Annotated in this window: 30 protein-coding genes and 1 tRNA gene; 18 read left to right on the top strand and 13 right to left on the bottom strand. The window is 43.4% G+C overall.

Annotated features, from left to right (window positions below):
- Nucleotides 1–36 precede the first annotated feature (36 nt).
- A complete protein-coding gene (locus tag ICN36_RS01685) occupies nt 37–306 on the top strand; it encodes a type II toxin-antitoxin system RelB/DinJ family antitoxin (RefSeq protein ID WP_096673161.1) in 270 nt (89 codons plus the stop codon).
- Nucleotides 307–320: 14 nt separating this feature from the next.
- Entirely contained in the window at nt 321–596 is a 276-nt protein-coding gene (locus ICN36_RS01680) for a type II toxin-antitoxin system mRNA interferase toxin, RelE/StbE family (RefSeq protein WP_215303927.1), read from the top strand.
- Between the two features lie 46 nt (nt 597–642).
- On the opposite strand, the gene ICN36_RS01675 is transcribed toward ICN36_RS01680, so the two are convergent.
- The gene (locus ICN36_RS01675; RefSeq protein WP_216226719.1) at nt 643–795 is read right to left on the bottom strand and encodes a hypothetical protein; all 153 of its coding nucleotides are present in this window, start codon (nt 793–795) and stop codon (nt 643–645) included.
- Here ICN36_RS01675 and ICN36_RS01670 point away from each other — a divergent pair, their 5' ends adjacent.
- Together ICN36_RS01670 and ICN36_RS01665 are read left to right on the top strand one after the other, a co-directional pair.
- Nucleotides 796–972: a hypothetical protein gene (locus ICN36_RS01670; protein WP_216226718.1), complete on the top strand. Its 177-nt coding sequence runs from the start codon at nt 796–798 to the stop codon at nt 970–972.
- A gap of 135 nt (nt 973–1,107) precedes the next feature.
- A tRNA-Phe gene (locus tag ICN36_RS01665) sits at nt 1,108–1,183 on the top strand.
- Nucleotides 1,184–1,409: 226 nt separating this feature from the next.
- Here ICN36_RS01665 and ICN36_RS01660 read toward each other — a convergent pair.
- A complete protein-coding gene (locus ICN36_RS01660) occupies nt 1,410–2,048 on the bottom strand; it encodes a DUF6671 family protein (RefSeq protein ID WP_216226717.1) in 639 nt (212 codons plus the stop codon).
- Between the two features lie 231 nt (nt 2,049–2,279).
- On the bottom strand, nt 2,280–3,239 hold the full coding sequence (locus tag ICN36_RS01655) for a sodium-dependent bicarbonate transport family permease (RefSeq protein WP_216226716.1): 960 nt from the start codon (nt 3,237–3,239) through the stop codon (nt 2,280–2,282).
- Between the two features lie 83 nt (nt 3,240–3,322).
- Here ICN36_RS01655 and ICN36_RS01650 point away from each other — a divergent pair, with 83 nt between their 5' ends.
- The 3 genes from ICN36_RS01650 to ICN36_RS01640 all read left to right on the top strand — a co-directional run bounded on the left by ICN36_RS01650 (nt 3,323) and on the right by ICN36_RS01640 (nt 4,878).
- Nucleotides 3,323–4,219 carry a LysR family transcriptional regulator gene (locus ICN36_RS01650; RefSeq protein ID WP_112236902.1) on the top strand — a complete coding sequence of 299 codons (897 nt, stop codon included), beginning with the start codon at nt 3,323–3,325 and terminating at the stop codon, nt 4,217–4,219.
- A 156-nt stretch (nt 4,220–4,375) separates the two neighbouring features.
- The gene (locus ICN36_RS01645) at nt 4,376–4,618 is read left to right on the top strand and encodes a type II toxin-antitoxin system Phd/YefM family antitoxin (protein WP_216226715.1); all 243 of its coding nucleotides are present in this window, start codon (nt 4,376–4,378) and stop codon (nt 4,616–4,618) included.
- Complete coding sequence (locus ICN36_RS01640) at nt 4,612–4,878, top strand: Txe/YoeB family addiction module toxin (protein ID WP_370623373.1); 267 nt, start codon at nt 4,612–4,614, stop codon at nt 4,876–4,878. Before ICN36_RS01645 ends, ICN36_RS01640 begins: the two co-directional genes overlap by 7 nt.
- Nucleotides 4,879–5,076: 198 nt before the next feature.
- Here the strand turns inward: ICN36_RS01640 and ICN36_RS01635 are convergent, their stop codons facing one another.
- The 4 genes from ICN36_RS01635 to ICN36_RS01620 form a co-directional block, all read right to left on the bottom strand.
- Entirely contained in the window at nt 5,077–5,424 is a 348-nt protein-coding gene (locus ICN36_RS01635; RefSeq protein WP_216226713.1) for a DUF3024 domain-containing protein, read from the bottom strand.
- 103 nt (nt 5,425–5,527) lie between these two features.
- Nucleotides 5,528–5,839, bottom strand: a complete 312-nt coding sequence (locus ICN36_RS01630) for a helix-turn-helix domain-containing protein (RefSeq protein WP_370623372.1) — start codon at nt 5,837–5,839, stop codon at nt 5,528–5,530.
- Nucleotides 5,836–6,111 (bottom strand): type II toxin-antitoxin system RelE/ParE family toxin, encoded by a 276-nt coding sequence (locus tag ICN36_RS01625; RefSeq protein WP_216226712.1) that lies wholly within the window; start codon nt 6,109–6,111, stop codon nt 5,836–5,838. Before ICN36_RS01625 ends, ICN36_RS01630 begins: the two co-directional genes overlap by 4 nt.
- Nucleotides 6,112–6,310: 199 nt before the next feature.
- Nucleotides 6,311–6,661 (bottom strand): DUF3147 family protein, encoded by a 351-nt coding sequence (locus ICN36_RS01620; protein ID WP_216226711.1) that lies wholly within the window; start codon nt 6,659–6,661, stop codon nt 6,311–6,313.
- A 147-nt stretch (nt 6,662–6,808) separates the two neighbouring features.
- On the opposite strand from ICN36_RS01620, the gene ICN36_RS01615 reads away from it, so the two are divergent.
- The 5 genes from ICN36_RS01615 (at nt 6,809) to ICN36_RS01595 (ending at nt 10,956) form a co-directional block, all read left to right on the top strand.
- Nucleotides 6,809–8,029 (top strand): molybdopterin-dependent oxidoreductase, encoded by a 1,221-nt coding sequence (locus tag ICN36_RS01615; RefSeq protein ID WP_216226710.1) that lies wholly within the window; start codon nt 6,809–6,811, stop codon nt 8,027–8,029.
- 10 nt (nt 8,030–8,039) lie between these two features.
- On the top strand, nt 8,040–8,348 hold the full coding sequence (locus ICN36_RS01610; protein WP_216226709.1) for a cytochrome c, class I: 309 nt from the start codon (nt 8,040–8,042) through the stop codon (nt 8,346–8,348).
- 141 nt (nt 8,349–8,489) lie between these two features.
- On the top strand, nt 8,490–9,158 hold the full coding sequence (locus tag ICN36_RS01605; RefSeq protein ID WP_216226708.1) for a glycosyltransferase family A protein: 669 nt from the start codon (nt 8,490–8,492) through the stop codon (nt 9,156–9,158).
- 405 nt (nt 9,159–9,563) lie between these two features.
- The gene (locus ICN36_RS01600) at nt 9,564–10,460 is read left to right on the top strand and encodes a cation diffusion facilitator family transporter (protein ID WP_216226707.1); all 897 of its coding nucleotides are present in this window, start codon (nt 9,564–9,566) and stop codon (nt 10,458–10,460) included.
- 49 nt (nt 10,461–10,509) lie between these two features.
- A complete protein-coding gene (locus ICN36_RS01595) occupies nt 10,510–10,956 on the top strand; it encodes a tetratricopeptide repeat protein (protein WP_216226706.1) in 447 nt (148 codons plus the stop codon).
- Between the two features lie 128 nt (nt 10,957–11,084).
- Here ICN36_RS01595 and katG read toward each other — a convergent pair whose 3' ends face one another.
- Nucleotides 11,085–13,238 carry a catalase/peroxidase HPI gene (gene katG / locus ICN36_RS01590; RefSeq protein ID WP_216226705.1) on the bottom strand — a complete coding sequence of 718 codons (2,154 nt, stop codon included), beginning with the start codon at nt 13,236–13,238 and terminating at the stop codon, nt 11,085–11,087.
- A gap of 303 nt (nt 13,239–13,541) precedes the next feature.
- Here katG and ICN36_RS01585 point away from each other — a divergent pair, with 303 nt between their 5' ends.
- From ICN36_RS01585 to ICN36_RS01570, 4 genes are all read left to right on the top strand, one after another.
- Nucleotides 13,542–14,102, top strand: a complete 561-nt coding sequence (locus tag ICN36_RS01585; RefSeq protein ID WP_216226704.1) for a peroxiredoxin — start codon at nt 13,542–13,544, stop codon at nt 14,100–14,102.
- 7 nt (nt 14,103–14,109) lie between these two features.
- The gene (locus tag ICN36_RS01580; protein WP_216226703.1) at nt 14,110–14,793 is read left to right on the top strand and encodes a haloacid dehalogenase type II; all 684 of its coding nucleotides are present in this window, start codon (nt 14,110–14,112) and stop codon (nt 14,791–14,793) included.
- 10 nt (nt 14,794–14,803) lie between these two features.
- Nucleotides 14,804–15,202: an MAPEG family protein gene (locus tag ICN36_RS01575; protein ID WP_216226702.1), complete on the top strand. Its 399-nt coding sequence runs from the start codon at nt 14,804–14,806 to the stop codon at nt 15,200–15,202.
- Between the two features lie 185 nt (nt 15,203–15,387).
- Nucleotides 15,388–16,122, top strand: a complete 735-nt coding sequence (locus tag ICN36_RS01570; protein ID WP_216226701.1) for a sulfite exporter TauE/SafE family protein — start codon at nt 15,388–15,390, stop codon at nt 16,120–16,122.
- A gap of 20 nt (nt 16,123–16,142) precedes the next feature.
- On the opposite strand, the gene ICN36_RS01565 is transcribed toward ICN36_RS01570, so the two are convergent.
- From ICN36_RS01565 to ICN36_RS01550, 4 genes are read right to left on the bottom strand one after another with little or no spacing between them, the layout of a single operon-like run.
- Entirely contained in the window at nt 16,143–16,913 is a 771-nt protein-coding gene (locus tag ICN36_RS01565) for a MipA/OmpV family protein (protein WP_216226700.1), read from the bottom strand.
- Between the two features lie 16 nt (nt 16,914–16,929).
- Nucleotides 16,930–17,574 (bottom strand): histidine phosphatase family protein, encoded by a 645-nt coding sequence (locus tag ICN36_RS01560; protein WP_216226699.1) that lies wholly within the window; start codon nt 17,572–17,574, stop codon nt 16,930–16,932.
- A 21-nt stretch (nt 17,575–17,595) separates the two neighbouring features.
- Nucleotides 17,596–17,991: a GNAT family N-acetyltransferase gene (locus ICN36_RS01555; protein WP_216226698.1), complete on the bottom strand. Its 396-nt coding sequence runs from the start codon at nt 17,989–17,991 to the stop codon at nt 17,596–17,598.
- Nucleotides 17,984–18,496, bottom strand: coding sequence for an MOSC domain-containing protein (locus ICN36_RS01550; RefSeq protein ID WP_255531190.1), 513 nt, complete (start codon nt 18,494–18,496; stop codon nt 17,984–17,986). Before ICN36_RS01550 ends, ICN36_RS01555 begins: the two co-directional genes overlap by 8 nt.
- Before the next feature lie 77 nt (nt 18,497–18,573).
- Between ICN36_RS01550 and ICN36_RS01545 the strand changes: the two genes are divergently transcribed.
- Nucleotides 18,574–19,446 carry a DMT family transporter gene (locus ICN36_RS01545; RefSeq protein WP_370623371.1) on the top strand — a complete coding sequence of 291 codons (873 nt, stop codon included), beginning with the start codon at nt 18,574–18,576 and terminating at the stop codon, nt 19,444–19,446.
- Nucleotides 19,447–19,513: 67 nt separating this feature from the next.
- Here ICN36_RS01545 and ICN36_RS01540 read toward each other — a convergent pair whose 3' ends face one another.
- Nucleotides 19,514–19,696, bottom strand: a complete 183-nt coding sequence (locus ICN36_RS01540) for a hypothetical protein (RefSeq protein ID WP_216226697.1) — start codon at nt 19,694–19,696, stop codon at nt 19,514–19,516.
- Between the two features lie 128 nt (nt 19,697–19,824).
- Here ICN36_RS01540 and ICN36_RS01535 point away from each other — a divergent pair, with 128 nt between their 5' ends.
- Nucleotides 19,825–20,061: a DUF2798 domain-containing protein gene (locus ICN36_RS01535; RefSeq protein WP_216226696.1), complete on the top strand. Its 237-nt coding sequence runs from the start codon at nt 19,825–19,827 to the stop codon at nt 20,059–20,061.
- The last annotated feature ends 79 nt before the right edge of the window (nt 20,062–20,140 follow it).

The following is a 20,140-nucleotide window of genomic DNA, read 5'->3' as shown; positions in this document are numbered from 1 at the left end:
AGCTACAATAGCGGCATATAAAAAAAGGAGCACAAAATGCTAACTACAGACGTGCGTTGCCGAATTGACGCTAAAGTAAAAGCAGACGCAGCAGAGGTGATTGAAGCAATGGGACTTAATGTCTCCGACGCTATACGCCTATTCTTAAAGCGTGTGGCTACTGACGGCACTATTCCGTTTGACTTGCGTGTGCCTAATACAAAAACTATTGCGGCAATGGAGGAGATTGAAAATCCAAAAACACGTGCTAAATTAAAACGTCATAAGTCCGTAGCAGAAATGAATAAAGCATTAGCTCGTAGCTAATAGACGCCACCTTAATGCTTGTTCCTATTACCAGTACGCAGTACGGCAAAGACTTTAAGCGGATTGTCCAAAGCCCTAAATTTAATCACTCTGAATATTTGGTGGTGTTGAGTTTGCTCATTGCTGGCAAAGCATTACCAGCAAAATATGCCAACCACTCTCTTATCGGTACATACAAAGATTTTTGGGATTGTCACATTACCAATGACTGTGTGCTTATCTACCGCATTATTGAAAAAGAGTTGTACTTAGTGCGCATTGGTACACACTCTGAAGTATTCAAAAAATAACTGAATAAGAGGTGGGTGCTACGCATACGGCAGCACCCTTACCCGCTTAATGCTTAAACGCAGCAGCTACAGCGCCACTAACTTGCTCTAACTGCGTGTCCAATTCACCCGCTTCTACAGCGCCCTTAATAATTTCTAATGTAGGTACAAGCTCTGTTGTTGTGCCAACTTCTACTGTGCTTTTAGGGGATACAGTCATATGCGTATTAAAGAGATAGAACAGAGGATTAAAACAAGTCCGCTTACACCGCAACAAGCACGCTTAGATGCATTAAAAACGCAGAAAGACAATGTCAGCCGAGCGTTAGACAGCGAAAGAAAGCGTCAAAAAGTAACGAAAGCACAGCAAAACTTACGCAATGCATTATCTGCGTAAGCAGGAAAAGCAGAACACCGTTAAACAGGATTAAACATCCTTAACTGCCGTAGGATTAAGCAAATACAAGGCGATTGAGTACAGTTGCACACATTTGTGTAGCTTAAAAACAGTTCCGCTATAATTCTCAGTCTTGGCCTGGTAGCTCAGTCGGTAGAGCAGAGGATTGAAAATCCTTGTGTCGGTGGTTCGATTCCGCCCCGGGCCACCAAGATTCACAATAGCCCACTTGTTGGGCTATTTTTATTAGAAGTCCTCAATGGCGCCTCTACCTTGCTATTAGCGTAGTCGGTCACTTTCCATAGAGTCAATCCGTCAATCAGGATGCCACCACTCTGGCTCTAGATTGGGATATCAGGGTCATCAAATGTCCTTTAAAAGGACAAGTCAATTATTCATCTTTGTGTTGGCAATGTCGTTTTAAACGACAAATATATTTAGGGATTACAGTAATCGCACTTTGATGGATCCGCCTTGATTTGATCCAGCAACATTTCTTCTTTTTTGTACGCACACTTTACGCATGACCATACATTAGCTATTGGCAGATTTGTTAGCGCTTCACAGCTAGAGCATGGCAAGCCCTTCTTTCTTTCTGTGATCCAGAAGCCAGGCGACTCACACTCTGGGCATACAGAATTCATCTTTCTTGAGAGATCTTGTGTAGCCTTCAATATGTTAGACATACGCGTGGGATTGGTATGTGCTCTTAAATCATTCTCTACAAATACATTTCCCTTTTTTGAAAGGTTAGTTGCCCAATCGAACGCTTCTTTCAAAGACTCAAGATCTTTGATTCCTTTACGACACTCTGGGTGATATTCATCATCAGGTCGAACGACTAATTGATGGGTAGTAAATTGTGCCTCTGAAAGAAGCGCATTTAATTCATCCCAACTTGATACTTGCCGGCTGGTGCTTTGAGCGTGCCCGCCAAAAAAACCAATAACTTCAAGTTTGCGTATGTCATCTATTAAAACTACTAACTCGTAATTCCAAGGAAGCATGCCCGTATAGGGATCATTATCAAAAGCACCTTCGCTGGCAATGCCAAGCATAGAATCTGATAATTCCATTCCAACCCTAGCCTTTTTTCTGGCGGCATCTAGTTGGGAGCCATATCTTAGAATATCTCTAGTAAAGGTACCTAGTTTGTCTGTGTCATACCCAGAGATATGGACAACTTCTAAGCCATTAGAGTCAAGGAGTTGTGGACAAATGACCGACTCTTTGCCATGTTGAGTTAGCAAACTCGCCTTGAGTCCAGAATAGGGTTTTGGATGAGTTGGCATTTTATTTGGATGTTTTTAAACAAAATATTTGGCTACTGCGCTATAGATTGGAATGCCTAAGATAATATTTAAAGGGAAGGTGATGCCAAGGGACATGCCCATATACAAGGCTGGACTTACCTCGGGCATTGCATGGCGCAATACTGCTGGAACCGCAATATAAGAAGCGCTTGCCGCCAAAATCATCAAAAGGATCGTATCTCCCAGAGAGATATGAAATATATGGCATAAACCCAAGGCAATCATCGCATGGGTAGGCGGCGCGATGAAGGCATAAGCTAAAGTCACCGAAGGCTTGCCTTTGAGCTCCCCTAAACTCTTGGCGGCAAGCAATCCCATATCGAGCAAGAAGAATGCTAATAAACCCTTAAATAAATCAATCGAAAAGGGCGCCATGACTTTATGGCCCGAATCACCTGAAATGATCCCTACTACTAAGGCTCCCAATAAGAGTAGTTGCCCACCATCAGTAAATGATTCGTGAAGTATCTTGCCCAATGAAGTGTGGCCACTGGCATTGCCTGAGCGTTGTTGACGAATTCTGTTGGCAAGAATGATGGCGATGATGATGGCGGGCGACTCCATGAGGGCCATTGCCGCGGCCATGTGTCCGCCATAACTAATACCGCTTTGATCTAAGACCTGTGTAGTAGTAATAAAAGTAACCGCACTAATAGATCCGTAAGTAGCGGCAATCGCGGCGGCATCCAGTTTATCTAGTTTGTATTTAAGACAGTTGTAGCCCAATAGCGGAATGGCTATTGCTAAAGTGATCGCCAGACCAAGACTAATAGCAATCTCAGGAGTAAAGCCTGATTTGTTTAAAGCAAATCCACCTTTTAATCCCAGAGCCATCAGTAGATATAGCGAAAGAAATCGAGAAATGGGCTGTGGAATTTCTAAATTGGATTTCACGAGGCCCGCAAAGACGCCGAAGATGAAAAAGAGGATGGTGGGATCTAGCAAGATATTCATAAATTGTCCTTTGAGGCGATCTTAGGGAAATTTATATGTAAAGTAAAATCGATATTAATACGTTTATATATAGGTAAATGCTGATGAATATTACTTTTAGGCAGTTAAGACTATTTCTCGCTCTTGCTGAGACTGGAAGCGTTAGCGCGGCCGCTCGCATGGTTCATGTTACCCAACCAACGGCCTCTATGGGCTTAAAAGAAATTACGGATGCTGTTGGAGTGCCCCTCTACGAAGTGGTAGCCAGGAAAGTACATTTAACGCAAATGGGTCATGAGTTGGCTAAGACGGCTCGTGCGATTTCTGGGGAGTGGGATTCTTTCGAACAGCAAGTTAATAGCGTCAAAGGGTTAACACGAGGAAAGTTAAAAGTAGCAGTGGTAAGTACCGCTAAATATTTCATTCCCAGAATATTGGGAACTTTTTGTGCGAAGTATCCTCAAATCGATATTTCTCTAGAGGTGCTCAATCGTGATGGTGTAGTGAAAAGATTGGAAGAAAACTTGGATGATCTTTACATCATGTCCCAGCCACCACTTCATCTCGATATAGAAGATGAAGTGTTTATGCCCAACCCTTTGTTATTAGTTGCCCCAAAAGATCATGCTTTTGCCAAAAAAAAGAATATTGATATCAGTGCGCTTAAGAGTGAAAAGTTTATTTTTAGAGAAAAGGGCTCTGGTACAAGAATGGCAACGGATGCTCACCTTAAGCGACTAAAGTTCAAGCCTGATGTTAGGTTAGAGCTAGGGAGCAATGAGGCAATTAAACAGGCAGTTATAGGTGGTCTCGGTATCGCAGTTCTATCCAAGTATTCTCTTGGTGATAAGATTGACCAAGAAGAGGTTGCCATATTGAAATGTAAAGAATTTCCTATTGAATCAAGCTGGCACCTTGTGAGTCCCAAAGGCAAAAAGTTATCTCCAATAGCCACAATCTTTAAGAAGCATCTATCTCAACAGGCTAAAAGCTGGAAATAGAGTCAGGCATCCTGGACCCTGGTCGATTCCGCCCCGGGCCACCAAACTCAAATAATGCCCTGCTTCGTGCAGGGCATTTTCTTTTGGTCGGGTGGGTGAGATGGCCACTTGACAAAGCGTACGCTTTTGCGTACTATATTGAAAAGGAGTGAAATCATGACCACATTAACCGCAAGTGAAGCTCGAGCAGGTCTCTACCGTTTAATTGATCAGGCGGCAGAGTCACACAAGCCAGTAGTCATTTCTGGTAAGCGAGCAAATGCTGTTTTAGTTTCTGAAGAAGATTGGAGTGCTATTCAGGAGACGCTTTATCTATTGGCAATTCCAGGAATGCGTGAGTCAATTAAAGAGTCAATGGCTAAGCCTATTACTAAAAGTAAAAGGGCATTGAAGTGGTGACTTGGAATTTAGCTTATTCCAAATATGCCGTTAAGGATGCTAAAAAACTATCTGCCGCAGGTCTTAAAGATAAAGCCCAGACTTTACTGGATATTTTAGAAGTAGACCCTCTCCAAAATCCGCCACCTTATGAGAAGTTGGTTGGTGATTTAAAAGGGGCTTACTCACGCAGAATTAATATTCAACATCGCTTAGTTTATGAAATTTTGCGCAAGGAGAAGACGGTTCGAATCCTAAGAATGTGGACTCACTACGAATGAAGTGGGCATTAGCCTAAAGCAGAGTCAGGCATCCTCGGTCCTGGTTCGATTCCGCCCCGGGCCACCAAGAATTTAAAAAGAGAGCTTCTAGCCCTCTTTTTTCATTTGAAAGTTAGCATCGACACTATAAATCTTGTTTTTTATTCCAGGGTAGCTAATAGTCAAGGCAATGCAACTAGGGTGACTAACCCAAGCTTGTTATCCAAAGAAGCAGCCATACTGATCGGCATCAATAACTTGTAGTGCCTCATTGAGATCTTTTGAGATTGGATTTGGCTCATAGGCTTGCCATTTTCCGCTGGCTCGCATCCAATAAATATGCCACAGAGCCTCAGACTGTATATACCGAAATTTTACAAACGGTCGTCGAGTTAACTCTCCTGGTTTTCCACGCCACAAAGGGCGAACTTCAAAAACACTTACAGCCTGGCCATCGATTTCGTAATCGTAATCAAGATCTTTTTTGATTTCAAGTGGAGCCAGAAGCAGACACCACCGCCCGACCAAATAGTCAATATCCCCTAGCTGTTCAATGCTAAATGCCATACCTGATTAGTTATCCCAGAAAATAAAACTGATCAATCAATTTTATTTCAAACATAGCCATTATGAATTATGGGTGAAATGATTACAGTGGATATAGACGTCCTCAGACTAAATGAAGCTCAACTCTCTTGCCCAAGGCCGCCGCATACTTTCTTAGGGTAGTTAGGCTTGGGGAATGTTTGCCAGTAGCCAGAGAGCTTTCTAATCTAGCAATAGCCGGGGTTTGCGTTCCCATCTTTTTTGCCACTTGAGCTTGCGTTAATCCAGCCTCTTTCCTTGCCGTAAGAATCTCATCAAGAATAGCAAATTCAGTGCGATCAAGTTCTTTGACTGCGGCTTTTACAGCGGGCTTTTTAAGCATTTTGCTTATCATTTGTTTATGGGTAAGCATTTTTGTTTTCTTCTGCGTTGTCATTTTTTCCACTCCTTCATACGTGCTTTCGCAATCTTTAATTCTTTCTCAGGCGTCTTTTGAGTCTTCTTAATAAAGCTATGGAGCATCACTATTTCTTTCTCCACCATCGTACAAAAGAAAACTCGGGCGATACCTTCAGCCCCTTTAAGTCTTAATTCAAATAAGCCGCCGCCAAATGAATCCGTATGAGGCAAGCCTAAATTCGACCCATGCTCAATCATTCGAGTGGTCAATCCAATATAGCGAGCTTGAAGCGTGTCGGGAAGATTCATAATGTCTTCTTGAACCTGCTCGCTGTAATAAAGGATGGAATAGCTCGTCCGTGTATGTTAACAAATTTGTTAACATTGAGCAAGAGTAAATTGTCTTTTAAAGCACCAGTCTAGAGACGGAATTAAGCATCCTAGGCTCTGGTCGATTCCGCTCCGGGCCACCAAGAAACACCAAAACCACCTTAGGGTGGTTTTTTACTTACAACAGATTTATTCCAAAGCTTTTCATCACCAAGGCAAATAAGCCAAAGCAGATGGCTGTTGCCACTACACAGGCACCCATGGTCAGCCAAAATCCTAGCCTTGGTAGCAGGTAAGGAAACAATAGAAACATTGGTAGCGTTGGAATCACATACCAAAATGTGTAATAGGCGTGATTAGCAATTTTTTCATCAGGTTGATTTTCTACATAGAGCCATACCAGAGTTAAGAGTGTCATTAGTGGCAATGCCGCAATAAAACCACCTAACCTATCACTGCGTTTGGCAACCTCAGAGATGAATACAACCATTCCTGCTGTTAATAGATACTTTGTAATGATCCAAGCCATAAAAGCCTTTATTGTGTGTGCTTGCCCCATTATAGGAATGTCGTTTAAAACGACATTATTAATGCGTGATGAGGGTAATCACCAACGCATGCCTCTTCAAAAGTAGCTATTCTTACTTCAACCAAAAATACTATGGAGGAGACATCCATGAATTCAGATAACTTTACCAATAGACGTAAAGTCATTACAGCCGCACTGGCTGGTGGAGCCAGTTCATTATTGCCATCTTGGGCGATAGGCGCAGAGAAAACAAATTTACCTATAGCCTATGGTGAACGCGAACTCATGGCATTTCCTGAAAAGAAGCCCATGATTGTATTGACTTCTAGGCCACCGCAATTAGAAACACCATTTAAGTATTACGACAATCATGTCATTACACCAAATGATGAATTCTTTGTGCGCTATCACATGGCCGGCATTCCAACATCGATAGATCCCAATACTTATAGATTAAAAGTTGGCGGTAATGTAGAAAAGCCTTTAGAGATTTCTTTAGAATCTTTAAAGAAAAACTTTCCATCTCAACGAATTGTTGCTGTTAATCAATGCTCTGGCAATAGTCGCGGATTATTTGAGCCTAGAGTGAATGGTGGACAGCTCGGTAATGGTGCGATGGGTAATGCCGCTTGGGTTGGTATTGCCTTAAAAGATATTTTGAAAGCAGCCAATCCTGGCAGTGAGGCCAAGCAAGTAACATTCAATGGCTTGGATCAGCCAGTTCTCCCAAGCGATTCGGATTTTGTAAAAGGTCTAGATATTGATCACGCCATGGACGGCAATGTGATGGTCGCTTATCAAATGAACGGCACAGATATTCCTTTCTTAAATGGTTATCCAATCAAGTTAATTGTTCCTGGCTACTACGGAACATATTGGGTTAAGCACCTTAGTGAAATTAAAGTGGTTGATGATGTCTATAACGGTTACTGGATGAATCCTGCTTATCGCATTCCTGATAATGACTGTAACTGTGTTGCGCCTGGAACTGCCCCTTCTAAAACGATTCCAATTAATCAATTTACGATTCGCTCTTTTATTACAAACTTCACAGACAATAGCGTTGTCACTGTTGGTAAGCCGGTTCAAGCCCGAGGCATTGCTTTTGATGCTGGCTATGGAATAAAGAAAGTTTTGTTTTCTCAGGACAATGGACAAAATTGGACAGAAGCGAGATTGGGTCAAGATCTGGGTCGCTTCTCATTTAGAGAGTGGCGCATTGAATTTACGCCAAAACAAAAAGGGACATTGGACTTGAGGGTTAGAGCATTTAACCATGCTGGCCAGGTTCAGCCAATGACTGCAAGCTGGATGCCGGCAGGCTATATGAGAAATATTGTTGAGACTGTCAAAGTCACAGCGGTTTAAGGAGAAGAATATGAAAAAAATAATTCTTCTATCTGCCCTTGCTTTTGTACAAGTTGCCCAAGCCAAATCAATTGAATTGCCAGCCGATACTGTTTTGTGGAGGCCATCAGATTTACCAGGCTATCAGCTGACTTTGCAGAAATGCTCTACCTGTCACTCTGCACACTATGCAGAATATCAACCGCCCAATACTGGAGTGGGCTATTGGAATGCCCAAGTTTTAAGGATGAAAAATGTATTTAAGGCGCCTATAACTGATGAGGAAGTTCCAGTCATAGTCGATTATCTAAATAAGACTTATGGGCCCAATAGAAAATAAGGATTAAGCATCCTGGGCCCTAGTTCGATCCCGCCCGGGCAACTAAGAAACATCAAAACCACCTTAGGGTGGTTTTTTCTTTTGACTAGATAAGTCTTATGAGCATCAATGTCATAGATTCGTGCTCTAATGCCACTCAATATGATTACTGTCGTTATTGCTTCCTATAGATACGGGCACCTTGCAGCCCATTGCATCGAGTCGCTGCTCTCACAAACTATTCGTCCCGAAAGGATTCTATTTGTAGATGATGGCGGGTTAGATTGCAGTCATTTGCCAAGCTTATATCCTAATATTGAATATATATTGAGGCATAAAAATTTGGGAGTGGTAGATAATTTTCAAAACATACTGTCTCAAATCGATACCGAATATGTGTTGTTCATAGGCGCCGACAATTGGTTGCGCTCAGATGCCATTGAGTTGTTATCAACCGGTAACACCGACATTGTTACTTACGACATTGTTGTAACTGGTGAGCTAAAAGAAGAAATATTATCCCGTGTACCTGGCGAGACTTTGCCCTATCAGGGCGACCTTTATTGGGATCGCCAAGAACAGCACCATGGGTCGATGATGTACCGCACATCTTTTGGTCAGAAAATTGGCTACAAAAAAAGATTCAAAGATGGAATCCACCCTCAAGAAGATTGGAATCTATGGGATAAGATGCTTGAGCAAGGCGCCTCGGTGGCCAGCATCAAAGAGGGGCTTTTGTTTTATAGAAGACACCGTGAAAATTTTCTGAAATATTCTCATGAAACTTCGCAGCTTCAGGATTTAGAAATAAGCTCTACCCATGAAGGATAGACTTTATCGGGCTCAAAAGTGAAAACCATCCGAAGTTGGTTTTAGGATTTCTTGATGAATCAAGAATTGGCTCGTCACTATGTGTGCTGTAGAACATCACTATTGAAGTAAAGCCTATAAAGTAAATCAAAGAATGGTCAAGCAGACATTAGAGGAAACGATAAGCAAGAAGTTTTTCTGCTTTCCAACTTACAGCTAGCAATCGCAAAATCTTCATTCTTCATGTTTTTCGATCAACTCTTGCTGAGTTGGCGTCCCAGTGCAGACATAATTCCTTCAGGATTTACGCCTAGCCCCGAAATGAGTACATACTAGTAGGGTGTGTGAGGCGGTATGCACGCTACTCAATAATTTACAAAGCTAAGACAACATCAACACTGAGTATGTATTTGACGAGATAGACAAATGGATAAAGCGATAGAAGATCACGAGTCACAAACACCCGCCAAGCAACAGGCTGCAAAGAAAAGCACGCTAGTCAGCGTCGTTGTTAATATCGGTCTAACAGTTTCTCAAGTATTTGCGGGCATTGTGTCAGGATCCCAGGGCTTGATTGCAGATGGCATCCATTCAGCCACAGATTTGGTTGCGGATTTTGTCGTGCTTTTTGCCAATCACCATAGTGCTAAGGATGCAGATGAAGATCATCGTTATGGTCATCAAAGATATGAAACGGCCGCCTCTCTTTTTTTAGGAATTTCTTTATTGGCCGTTGGTGCCGGCATGCTTTTTAAAGCTGGAGAAAAAATTATTAATCCTCTTCCGCCTGGACAAATTCAAATTCTGGCGTTGTATGTAGCATTAACCTCTTTAGTTTTTAAAGAACTTCTGTTTAGATACATGTTGGCAGTGGCTAAGCGAGTTCGCTCCTCAATGCTGGTAGCTAATGCTTGGCATGCCAGATCTGATGCGGCTTCTTCTTTGGTGGTTTCGATTGGTATTATTGGCGCCTTAATGGGCCACCCGATTTTTGATGCCATTGGTGCTTTGGTAGTCGGCCTAATGGTGGTAAAAATGGGTTGGAAGTTTGGCTGGGATGCCCTACATGACTTAATGGATAGGTCAGCATCAGAAGAAGAGCATCGTCAAATAGAGGAGATTATTAAATCTACCGATGGCGTAAGAGGCTTTCATGACCTAAGAACGCGCAAGATGGGCGACATGATTTTGGTCGATGTTCATATTGATGTTGATGCAAATGCTACTGTTAAGCATGGACACGATATTGCTCTAAACGCTGGCAATCAAATTAAGAAAAAATTACCAGTACTAAATGTTATGACTCATATAGACCCTGTGTAGAAATGTAGCTTTAAATGACGTTAATAAATTCTTAACCAAAGGCCTGCAAATGAAAAAAATACTCTCAGCACTTTTGTTGTTACTTTCAATCGTTGGTTTATCTCATGCGGCTGATTCTGCTCCAGCCAAGCAAGATCCAATATGGCTAACTCAGGTCAGGGCAAGCATTAAAGCCGAAAAATATGATCAGGCAATACAGCAACTGCAATCTGCAAATGACACAAGCTCGGCTGATTGGAATAATTTGCTGGGTTACAGTCTTCGTAAAAAACAACCGCCTGATTTGGTGGGCGCAGAGAAATATTATCAAGCCGCATTGAAAATAGATCCTAATCATCGCGGTGCTCTTGAGTATTACGGAAAGCTTAAGTTAATCAACAACGATTTACCAGGCGCAGAGGCGCTATTAGCGAGACTGGATAAAGCCTGCACTTTTGGGTGTGAGGAATATTCAGACTTAAAAGAGGCTGTAAAAAAATACAAGTCTAAGAAGTAGGGCTAGATATCCCATAGTCTTCGACAAATTCATGTTGGGCTGCCAATAAACACCAAAGCCACCCGCAGGTGGGTTTGGTGGACAAAAAAGCAATAATCCTCCCCTTTGCGCTGCCTTCAAATTAAACGTTATTCAAACATATCTGCATTCATTACTTTCACCCAAGCAGAAACAAAATCATTTACAAATTTCTCTTTGTTATCGTCCTGTGCGTAGACTTCGGCATAAGCGCGCAGAATAGAGTTTGAGCCAAGCACCAGATCAACGCGTGTGGCGGTCCACTTGGTTTTGCCAGTACCGTTATCAATAATGTCGTAGCTGTTACGACCCGTTGGCTTCCATGAATAATTCATATCGGTCAGATTGATGAAGAAGTCGTTACTGAGCGCTCCCTCCTTGTCTGTAAATACCCCATGCTTAGAATCGCCATAATTTGTACCGAGTACGCGCATCCCGCCAATAAGAACAGTCATTTCTTGTGCCGTAAGACCGAGTAACTGAGTACGATCTAGCAGCAACTCTTCAGGAGTCACCACATAGTTTTCTTTTAACCAGTTTCGATACCCGTCGGCTAATGGCTCGAGAACTTCAAAGGATTCAATATCAGTCATTGCTTGAGTAGCATCTCCGCGGCCTGGAGTAAATGCGATGTTGATAGTAAAACCACCCGCCTTAGCAGCTTGCTCAATGCCCACATTTCCAGCGAGTATGATGATGTCTGCAATGCTCACCCCAGACTCTTTGGAGATGGTTTCGTATGCACTAAGCATCCTTGCTAAGCGCTCAGGCTCATTACCGGCCCAACTCTTTTGAGGCGCCAAGCAAATACGTGCTCCATTTGCCCCGCCGCGCTTATCCGACCCTCGAAAAGTGCGCGCACTATCCCACGCAGTTGTCACCATATCGCTAACTGAAAGTCCGCTACTTTTAATCTTGGCTTTAATAGACTCAATGTCATAGTCTTTCCGACCGGCTGGCACGGGGTCTTGCCAAATCAAATCTTGCTTAGGAACATCGGGGCCAAAGTATCTCGCTTTAGGACCCATGTCGCGGTGAGTTAACTTAAACCAAGCTCTTGCAAAAGTGTCAGCGAAATAGGCTTGATCCTGGGAAAATTTTTCAGAGATTTTGCGATACTCTGGATCCACCTTTAGGGCTATATCTGCATCAGTCATCATTGGCATGCGCAGAATACTTGGATCTTCAATGTCAACAGGTCGATCCTCATCTTTGATATTGATTGGCTCGTATTGCCAAGCGCCCGCAGGACTCTTAGTAAGCCTCCATTCATAATTGAGCAATAAGCGGAAGTAGCCGTTATCCCATTGAGTTGGGTGGGTAGTCCATGCACCTTCTAAGCAGCTTGTAACCGCATCTCTGCCAATGCCACGCGTCTTGTGATTCATCCAGCCAAGGCCCCGCTCTTCTATGGGCGCGCCTTCAGGGGCTGGGCCAAGATTGGCTGCATTACCGTTTCCGTGGGCCTTACCCACGGTATGTCCACCTGCAGTAAGTGCAACGGTTTCTTCATCGTTCATAGCCATACGAGCAAAAGTGACCCGCATGTCTCCAGCCGTTTTAAGTGGATCCGGCTCTCCATCAACGCCCTCAGGATTGACATAGATTAAGCCCATCATGACTGCGGCTAGGGGATTGGCTAAATCTCGATCACCCGAATAACGACTGCCTTCCCCACCACTTTTTTGTAACCATTCTTTTTCAGATCCCCAGTAGATATCTTTTTCTGGATGCCAAATATCTTCACGACCAAATGAGAAACCAAAAGTTTTTAGCCCCATTGATTCGTAAGCAATTGTTCCAGCCAGAACTATGAGATCTGCCCAGCTAATTTTGTTGCCATATTTTTTCTTGATGGGCCACAGGAGTCTGCGAGCCTTATCTAGATTGGTGTTGTCTGGCCAAGAATTGAGCGGTGCAAAACGTTGGTTACCTGTACCAGCGCCGCCGCGTCCATCAGCAATGCGATAGCTTCCTGCAGAGTGCCATGCCATGCGAATCATCAGGCCGCCATAATGCCCCCAATCGGCCGGCCACCAATCTTGACTATTCGTCATCAAGTCGCGCATATCTTTTTTGAGGCCGGCAACATCGAGTTTTTTTAATTCATCGCGATAGTTAAAAGATGGCCCCATGGGGTTAGTCTTCGTATCGTGCTGGTGAAGAATATCGAGATTGAGTGACTTGGGCCACCATGCCATAGGAGAGTTACCAGATTCTGTATTTGCCCCGTGAGCAACAGGACACATTCCCTTTGATGTCATAACAATCTCCTAATAGGTAAAAACAATTTAGATTTACTAATGCGCGTCACTCAGGCTAACCGATAAAGCTAACGATAGTCTGTGTGTTTGGCGGTTTTCTTTGCTCATGAAGCCATCTTGTACCTAAGATGAAAAGTAGTCAATTGAATCAATATGACCTCATTGATCGAATAAACTGATAACTAAATTTAACGCCTCTAGTTGATAAAACCCTGGCACATCAAGAAATGGCCAAACCACCTTCAGGCAGTTGTATTTGTTTTGCGAACTTGCTGTTGGAATTGTTTTGTATAGAATCAACAAATGACCAATCTCAATCAGCTCCCTACAGACCTGCCCATTCCCCAAGACGATGGCTCGACCAATCACTTGAAGGGGATGAGCTTGCCCAACATTTCTTTAAACGCCACCAATGGTCAGAGCATGCATATTGGTGACATTAAAGGAAGGTTGGTTATCTACTGTTATCCAATGACGGGGCAGCCTAATGTTGCTTTGCCTGATGGCTGGGATCAAATTCCTGGAGCAAGAGGGTGTACGCCCCAGAGCTGTTCATTTAGAGATCACTATCAAGAGCTTCAAGCGCTGGGCGCACAGGTTGTGGGTTTGAGCGTGCAATCTACTGAATATCAAAAAGAAATGGCCGATAGACTTCATCTGCCATTTCCAGTGCTCAGTGATGAGGGCCATCAGTTTCAAAAGGCATTGAATATACCTACCTTTGTAGCGGCCGGAATGACTTTATTAAAGCGCGTGACATTAATTGCCAATAATGGCGTGATTGAGGCCGTTCATTACCCCATCTTCCCAAGTGATAGCGATCCAGCCTGGGTAATGGATTATTTGAAGAGCCATCAGAGTTAGGGGCCGCATGTATAAGCTGATAGCTTTTGATGCCTACGGCACATTATTTGATGTGTATTCCATGGGGCAGTTGGCGGAAGAATTATTTCCAGGCCATGGACAAGCCCTTGCTTTGATGTGGCGTGATCGCCAGATTGAATACACCAGACTTGTGACCATGAGCGACCCTAGTCCGAATGGTAGTAAGCACTACCTTCCATTTTGGGAGCTAACCATTCGTTCATTGCGTTATGTTTGTAAGCGTATGGACTTAGATCTCACGGAGACATACGAAAAACGTCTGATGGATCAGTATGCAAAGCTCACTGGCTTTGAAGACAGCCTTCAAGTATTGAAGACAATTAAGCAGAAAGGAATTTCTACGGCGATATTGTCCAATGGCAGTAGAGAGATGCTGGCTACTGTAGTACAAAGTAATGGCTTAGAGCCTTATCTGGATAAAGTAGTCACCATTGAAGAGGTACGCTTATTTAAAACAGTCCCACAGGCCTATGAATTGCTGCTAAAGGCATTTCCCGTTAAGAAAGAAGACATTCTCTTTGTATCAAGCAATGCTTGGGACGCCCTTGCAGCGAAGTGGTATGGCTTTGATGTCTTTTGGGTTAATCGTTTAGGACACCCCTTTGAAGAGATTGGGGAAAAGCCGACCTATGCAGGAAACTCTTTAAGTCAAGTGTTAGAAGTTATCTAAGGAAATATTCATGCTCTTAATTACCTCAATCATTGCATCTGTTTTAACGATTATTTTTATCAAGCTCTCTCTTGCTGTTATTAGCCTAAGAAGAAAAAATAAAGTTGGATTAGGAAGTGGTGGCCATGATGATCTAGAAAGAGCTATTCGTGCTCAGGGCAACTTCGCTGAATACGTGCCAGTTGGAATCATTTTAATAGCGTGTCTTGAGTTAAATGGTGCCCCATGGCTATTGGTTGCTATTTCGGGTGTCGCACTCATTGTTGGACGCTTGATTCATGCAAAGGGCATGATTACCCCTGCGCCTGATTTCAGTAAACGTGTTTTAGGAATGAAATTTACCTTTTTCACACTCATGGCATTGGTTGTTTTGAACTTAGGGTGGACTCTATATGAATTGGTTGGCTGATATGAGAAAGCTTTCCCTAACTTTGGCTGTCGCTTTCTTTGCCCTAGTATTAACTGGCTGCCTCGCAAGCACAACCTCTCCTGATGGGGTGAACTGCAACTACTCACAAGAGAAGCCGCTGTGGGAAATGCCTATAGCCTGCCAGGGGCGCTAATATTTACAAACAATAATTGAGATAAGTCAGTTTGTCTGATCTTATTTTGCAGGCTCTGGTACTCGGCTCCCTCGGGCTGGGGGCTGGCGTATTGGGTGGCGTCATTGGCTTTGGAACCACCATCATATTGATGCCCGCCCTAGTTTATTTTTATGGACCCATCCAGGCAATTCCGGTAATAGCTTTGGTAGCCACCGTAGCAAATCTTTCGCGTATTTTCTTGTGGTGGAGCGTCATTCAATGGCGGGTTTGCTTTGTCTACGGCCTGACGGCAATTCCATTTACTGTGCTTGGTGTTAATACCCTAGTGCAGCTTGACGAGCGCCTTATTGAAATAACACTAGGAATATTTTTAATACTACTCATTCCGACTCGTCGTTGGATGCGCAAAAAGAATTTTTATTTAAAACTTTGGCAGATGGCCCTAGTAGGGGCTGGCATTGGCTATTTGACTGGCATTGTTGCGACTACCGGCGCTATTAATACACCCTTCTTTTTGGCTTATGGCTTAAGCAAGGGGGCTTTCCTGGGCACTGAAGCAGCTAGTACATTGTCAATCTTGTTTACTAAAGGCATTACTTTTCACCAGTTAGGCTTTCTTAATACAACGGCGATTATTCAAGGCTTACTGATTGGAGGCTGCGTTTTGGTAGGCTCCATCTTCTCCAAAAAAATCGTCTTGGCGTTGCCTGAAAAGAAATTTTTATTGCTGATGGAGTTAGTAATGTTGGTTTCGGGACTTTCCATTCTGGGAATGTCTTTGTAAGGCGGCTTATTTATTCCTGCTTACTTAAAGCGATATGCCAGGGCCATAAAAATGTTGTCCTGAAATGAGCGATTCATGACGGGACTGTTATTGATTCCACCGCCCATCCATTTGCGCTTGCCATAAATATTGATATACCAGTCATCCACTACCGGAATTTCTACCACTAGGCCCGCCAAAAGGTTATTTGTTGCTGGAGCGCTATAGGCTGCATAGCCAGTCAAGCTCGACTCTCCAGGGTTGATGCCATAGTAATAATTGGCATACTGACTCGACTGCCGTTCTAGACCAATTTGAGGATAGAACATCACTTTTTTATAAGCTTCAAATTCGGCGAAATATAAAAATTCATACATCGCCCCTTTTGACTTTCCGAAGTCGTGATATGCGTTTATAAAAAATCCACCAATCGGTGTTTCTTGAAAAGTTCCCAGTCCCAAAGGAATTGGATCGCTTCGATTAATTGAGTTTCCATTAATCGAGGACTTCACTTTATAGGTATCTAAATTTACTTTTCCGATTACCTCAAAGTAGCCATAACCCATCTTAAAAGTCTTAACACCCACTTCATCAATGCGAACAAATAAACGTTGATAGTCAGCAAAGGCATAAGGTAAGACTAGGGACTGAGTGCCTTCAGTTCCAATGTGTAAATTGGAGGTGTAAAAAGCTGCGCCGATATTTCCCACAATGCGATCTGGCAGCTCATCGGGGACATCATCCATTGCATAGCTAGGATTGCACGCCAAAGAGGCAATAAAAAGTGTGGTCGCTAAGGAGAGTAACTTCATGCGCACATCATAGACCCTAGAGATCTAAATTATCTAGGGCCAAACCTTCAAGGTGGCTTGTGTCGCCCCAGTCATTCACCGTCCACGCATATCCATCGTGACTAATCCAGTTAACGGAAGCGTTGGGCACGGCAACCTTTTTTTCTGCATGCAAGGGCTGATTGCTCGCAATTCTGTACATCATGTCTAATACACCGCCATGACTTACTAGCAAAATAGTTTTACCTGAATGTTGCTCCCGAATTTGCTCAAGCGCAGTTTTAATGCGATCTGCAAATTGCTGAATACTTTCACCGTTACGTAAGCGCTCTTCAATATTTCTGCTGAGGTGGGATTTCCAAAGCGCTGGCTCGCGTATCGGAGCCTCATCAGTGGTCAGCCCTTGTAATGCGCCAAGATGTCGCTCCCTCAGAGCTGAATTGCTTATTGCAGATGTTTTAAATAATGCTTCGATAGCTTTAGCGGTCTTGGCTGCACGCTGGAGATCACTCGTGTATAAAACATCAAATTGCAAATTGATTTTTTTGAGAGCATGCGCCATTTGATTTGCTTGGGCGAGGCCTCTAGTATTTAAATCAATATCTGTATGGCCTTGAAGGCGGCGCGCTGCATTCCAGTCGGTTTCACCATGGCGCACTAAACAAAATCGAGTAATAGTCATGCGGCAATGATAAAGACTTAATTATTTTTTGAGAGTCCAGGCGCGCGGATTATGCTCAAAACCAATATGTTCGTAGTAATCATTTGCCTTGGGCGCCGCCAATAGCACAATCATGCATTCTGGGCCTAGTAGCGCTTTGGTTTCTTCAATGAGCTGTTTGCCAATACCAGAGCGTTGATATTGTTCGTCAACCGCTAGATCGGCAAGATAGGCCACATAAGAAAAATCCGTTAGCGAGCGAGAAATGCCTACTAACTTTGCCCCATCCCAGGCGGTAACTGTGAGATTTGCATTTTTGAGCATGGCCTCAAATGTTTGAACATTGTGAATTGGGCGCCGCTCACCAAGAGTCGAACGCTTATACAGATCTATAGCTTGCTCAGCAGTAATTAAGGCATCGTTGCGGTATTCAATCATGCCACTTTCCATTTTCTAGGAATAATTGGTCACCAATAGCAAGTGTTCCCGAATTGAGTATCTCAGCCCTAATACCGCCCCGTCTTTCAAATGCCTCCATGAAGCTAGGCCTGCTCAATAGCTGAGCGGGCCGTTCGCAGGGGGTGCAAAGCTCAGTGCCTAATAGTTGCAGACTACCCAGTTGAAACGACTTCCCCACTAGTGCATTTAACTCCTCAGCGGTAATGTCTTTAAGCACGATATTGCGGCGTGTCTCTGCGCCATCAAAGGTCGGTTCATCGCCGGCTATTAGCCAGTCATTTGCTGTCTCAATGCCTGATGAGGCAATTAGGCTGATATGCCTTATTTTTATTGGCTGGACGGCTGAATATGCGCCTGTACCTAGGGCATAACGATCACCCTCAATACCCAGACCAGCATTGACTTTGGCGTAGCTGACAGATTGCATCGGCTCACCTGCAGAGGTCGCAAGATAAATGGCTTGAATGTAGGCGTTCGATTTCATAAGGATTACCTTCATATTACAGCCCGCTCATTGAGGATTGTTAATACAATTAATCCACTATTAGATAAAGGGTGACGGTGAATAAAGAAAGCAAGGGAATGCTGATTGGGTTTATCGGCATCCTGATTTTTAGCTTAACGCTGCCAGTCAGCAAGATTGCCGTTCTAAGTTTTGATCCCTATTTCATTGCTTACGGTAGGGCAACTTTAGCTGGGCTTGTTGCGCTCGCTTATCTGGCTTACAAAAAAGAGCCCATACCTAGCAAAGTTGATTTCATAAAATTTGTTGTCATAGCTCTAGGTGTCGTTTTCGGATTTCCCATCTTTACTACCGTAGCCATGGCTCATGGATCCTCGTCACATGGCGCAGTCATCTTGGGGATGATGCCACTCGCTACAACAGTTATTGGAGTTCTTCGCTTTAAAGAGCGTCCTTCCTTAGGATTTTGGTTGGTATCCCTACTGGGCGCGGGCTTAGTTGTAATGTATGCCTTACTAAAAAACGCCGGCAGCTTTACTTATATTGATGGCCTTCTAGTTCTTGGCGGAATCAGTGCATGTATTGGTTATGTTGAGGGTGGCGAGCTCTCCAGAAAGATGAATCCTCGCGCCGTCATTTCTTGGGCCTTGGTTATTTCATTGCCAGTAAATATTTTGATGACTTGGCTTACTTACAGTCCAGATTACATAAGTGCAGGAACTATTGCCTGGACTAGTTTTATCTACCTGAGTTTGTTCCCAATGTTTCTGGGCTTCTTCTTTTGGTACGAGGGGCTTGCGATTGGTGGCATTGCGAGGGTTAGCCAAGTACAGTTGATTCAACCTTTTTGCACACTAGTGGCCGCCAGCATTTTGCTTGATGATTCGCTTACGATAATGAATTTAATCTTTGCTATGCTAGTTGTATCGACAGTCATCCTTGGAAAAAGAATGCTGGTTAAAAGAGCTTAGGGGCGCCTAGTCTTTTGAGGCACTGAAATTAAAAAGCCCCGCTCATTTGATTGGCGGGGCCTTTTAATTATGCGGCAACAGCCGGATGTTTCTTAAGTGCTCGTAAAATTTTGCCTTTTTCTTTAGGCTTAGTGCTTGATTCTAATAGCTTAGTAAGCTGTGCTGTATTCAGGGGACCTAAGCGGGCTTTTCCTGTCTTGGTGAGCATAGAGTCATTTTTTCTGGTTCTTTGATTTTGGCCTACAGCCATGGAGTTTTCCTAGAGTAATGGAATGATGAATCTCAAAGACTTTCTCAAGAGATTCCCCTGTCTAGGGCGCACAATAGTGATCACAGTCCAGAATAACAGTTAACAAGCGCAGACGCTATGATGATGTCATGATCAATCTACCCAACCTTATTTTTACCTTAGTCATGGGCTGCTTAATGTCTTTGAGCATTACTCTAGCCACTACATTTGTTCGGGTTGGCCTCGCAGAAAACTTCTTTTGGGTTTGGCTTGAAGTGTGGCTGGTGGCTTATCCAGTAGCGATTGTTTGCATCTTGATATACAGACCGTTCGCTAGCAAAATCACTGCACAGATTATGAAAGCGCTGGACTCTAATAAACCGTAACTTCAATACGAAAGATCCTTACATGAATACGTTGATGAAATTTTTTATCTTGAGCCTAAGTTGTATATCTATACTGGGG

The organism is Polynucleobacter sp. UK-Gri1-W3, assembly GCF_018881595.1.
GTDB lineage: Bacteria > Pseudomonadota > Gammaproteobacteria > Burkholderiales > Burkholderiaceae > Polynucleobacter.
Note: the sequence above shows the minus strand (reverse complement) of the source record. Positions and strands in the feature narration are given on the sequence as shown.

Excerpts from the sequence above, each read along its gene's own strand:
- ICN36_RS01565 (WP_216226700.1), bottom strand. The coding sequence starts at position 16,913 with ATGAAGTTACTCTCCTTAGCGACCACACTTTTTATTGCCTCTTTGGCG.
- ICN36_RS01535 (WP_216226696.1), top strand. The coding sequence starts at position 19,825 with ATGATCAATCTACCCAACCTTATTTTTACCTTAGTCATGGGCTGCTTA.
- ICN36_RS01680 (WP_215303927.1), top strand. The coding sequence starts at position 321 with ATGCTTGTTCCTATTACCAGTACGCAGTACGGCAAAGACTTTAAGCGG.
- ICN36_RS01615 (WP_216226710.1), top strand. The coding sequence starts at position 6,809 with ATGAATTCAGATAACTTTACCAATAGACGTAAAGTCATTACAGCCGCA.
- ICN36_RS01675 (WP_216226719.1), bottom strand. The coding sequence starts at position 795 with ATGACTGTATCCCCTAAAAGCACAGTAGAAGTTGGCACAACAACAGAG.
- ICN36_RS01655 (WP_216226716.1), bottom strand. The coding sequence starts at position 3,239 with ATGAATATCTTGCTAGATCCCACCATCCTCTTTTTCATCTTCGGCGTC.
- ICN36_RS01605 (WP_216226708.1), top strand. The coding sequence starts at position 8,490 with ATGATTACTGTCGTTATTGCTTCCTATAGATACGGGCACCTTGCAGCC.
- ICN36_RS01540 (WP_216226697.1), bottom strand. The coding sequence starts at position 19,696 with ATGGCTGTAGGCCAAAATCAAAGAACCAGAAAAAATGACTCTATGCTC.
- ICN36_RS01600 (WP_216226707.1), top strand. The coding sequence starts at position 9,564 with ATGGATAAAGCGATAGAAGATCACGAGTCACAAACACCCGCCAAGCAA.
- ICN36_RS01645 (WP_216226715.1), top strand. The coding sequence starts at position 4,376 with ATGACCACATTAACCGCAAGTGAAGCTCGAGCAGGTCTCTACCGTTTA.
- ICN36_RS01580 (WP_216226703.1), top strand. The coding sequence starts at position 14,110 with ATGTATAAGCTGATAGCTTTTGATGCCTACGGCACATTATTTGATGTG.
- ICN36_RS01575 (WP_216226702.1), top strand. The coding sequence starts at position 14,804 with ATGCTCTTAATTACCTCAATCATTGCATCTGTTTTAACGATTATTTTT.
- ICN36_RS01560 (WP_216226699.1), bottom strand. The coding sequence starts at position 17,574 with ATGACTATTACTCGATTTTGTTTAGTGCGCCATGGTGAAACCGACTGG.
- katG (WP_216226705.1), bottom strand. The coding sequence starts at position 13,238 with ATGACATCAAAGGGAATGTGTCCTGTTGCTCACGGGGCAAATACAGAA.
- ICN36_RS01685 (WP_096673161.1), top strand. The coding sequence starts at position 37 with ATGCTAACTACAGACGTGCGTTGCCGAATTGACGCTAAAGTAAAAGCA.
- ICN36_RS01550 (WP_255531190.1), bottom strand. The coding sequence starts at position 18,496 with ATGAAATCGAACGCCTACATTCAAGCCATTTATCTTGCGACCTCTGCA.
- ICN36_RS01625 (WP_216226712.1), bottom strand. The coding sequence starts at position 6,111 with ATGAATCTTCCCGACACGCTTCAAGCTCGCTATATTGGATTGACCACT.
- ICN36_RS01620 (WP_216226711.1), bottom strand. The coding sequence starts at position 6,661 with ATGGCTTGGATCATTACAAAGTATCTATTAACAGCAGGAATGGTTGTA.
- ICN36_RS01635 (WP_216226713.1), bottom strand. The coding sequence starts at position 5,424 with ATGGCATTTAGCATTGAACAGCTAGGGGATATTGACTATTTGGTCGGG.
- ICN36_RS01595 (WP_216226706.1), top strand. The coding sequence starts at position 10,510 with ATGAAAAAAATACTCTCAGCACTTTTGTTGTTACTTTCAATCGTTGGT.
- ICN36_RS01585 (WP_216226704.1), top strand. The coding sequence starts at position 13,542 with ATGACCAATCTCAATCAGCTCCCTACAGACCTGCCCATTCCCCAAGAC.
- ICN36_RS01670 (WP_216226718.1), top strand. The coding sequence starts at position 796 with ATGCGTATTAAAGAGATAGAACAGAGGATTAAAACAAGTCCGCTTACA.
- ICN36_RS01555 (WP_216226698.1), bottom strand. The coding sequence starts at position 17,991 with ATGATTGAATACCGCAACGATGCCTTAATTACTGCTGAGCAAGCTATA.
- ICN36_RS01610 (WP_216226709.1), top strand. The coding sequence starts at position 8,040 with ATGAAAAAAATAATTCTTCTATCTGCCCTTGCTTTTGTACAAGTTGCC.
- ICN36_RS01650 (WP_112236902.1), top strand. The coding sequence starts at position 3,323 with ATGAATATTACTTTTAGGCAGTTAAGACTATTTCTCGCTCTTGCTGAG.
- ICN36_RS01660 (WP_216226717.1), bottom strand. The coding sequence starts at position 2,048 with ATGGAATTATCAGATTCTATGCTTGGCATTGCCAGCGAAGGTGCTTTT.
- ICN36_RS01630 (WP_370623372.1), bottom strand. The coding sequence starts at position 5,839 with ATGACAACGCAGAAGAAAACAAAAATGCTTACCCATAAACAAATGATA.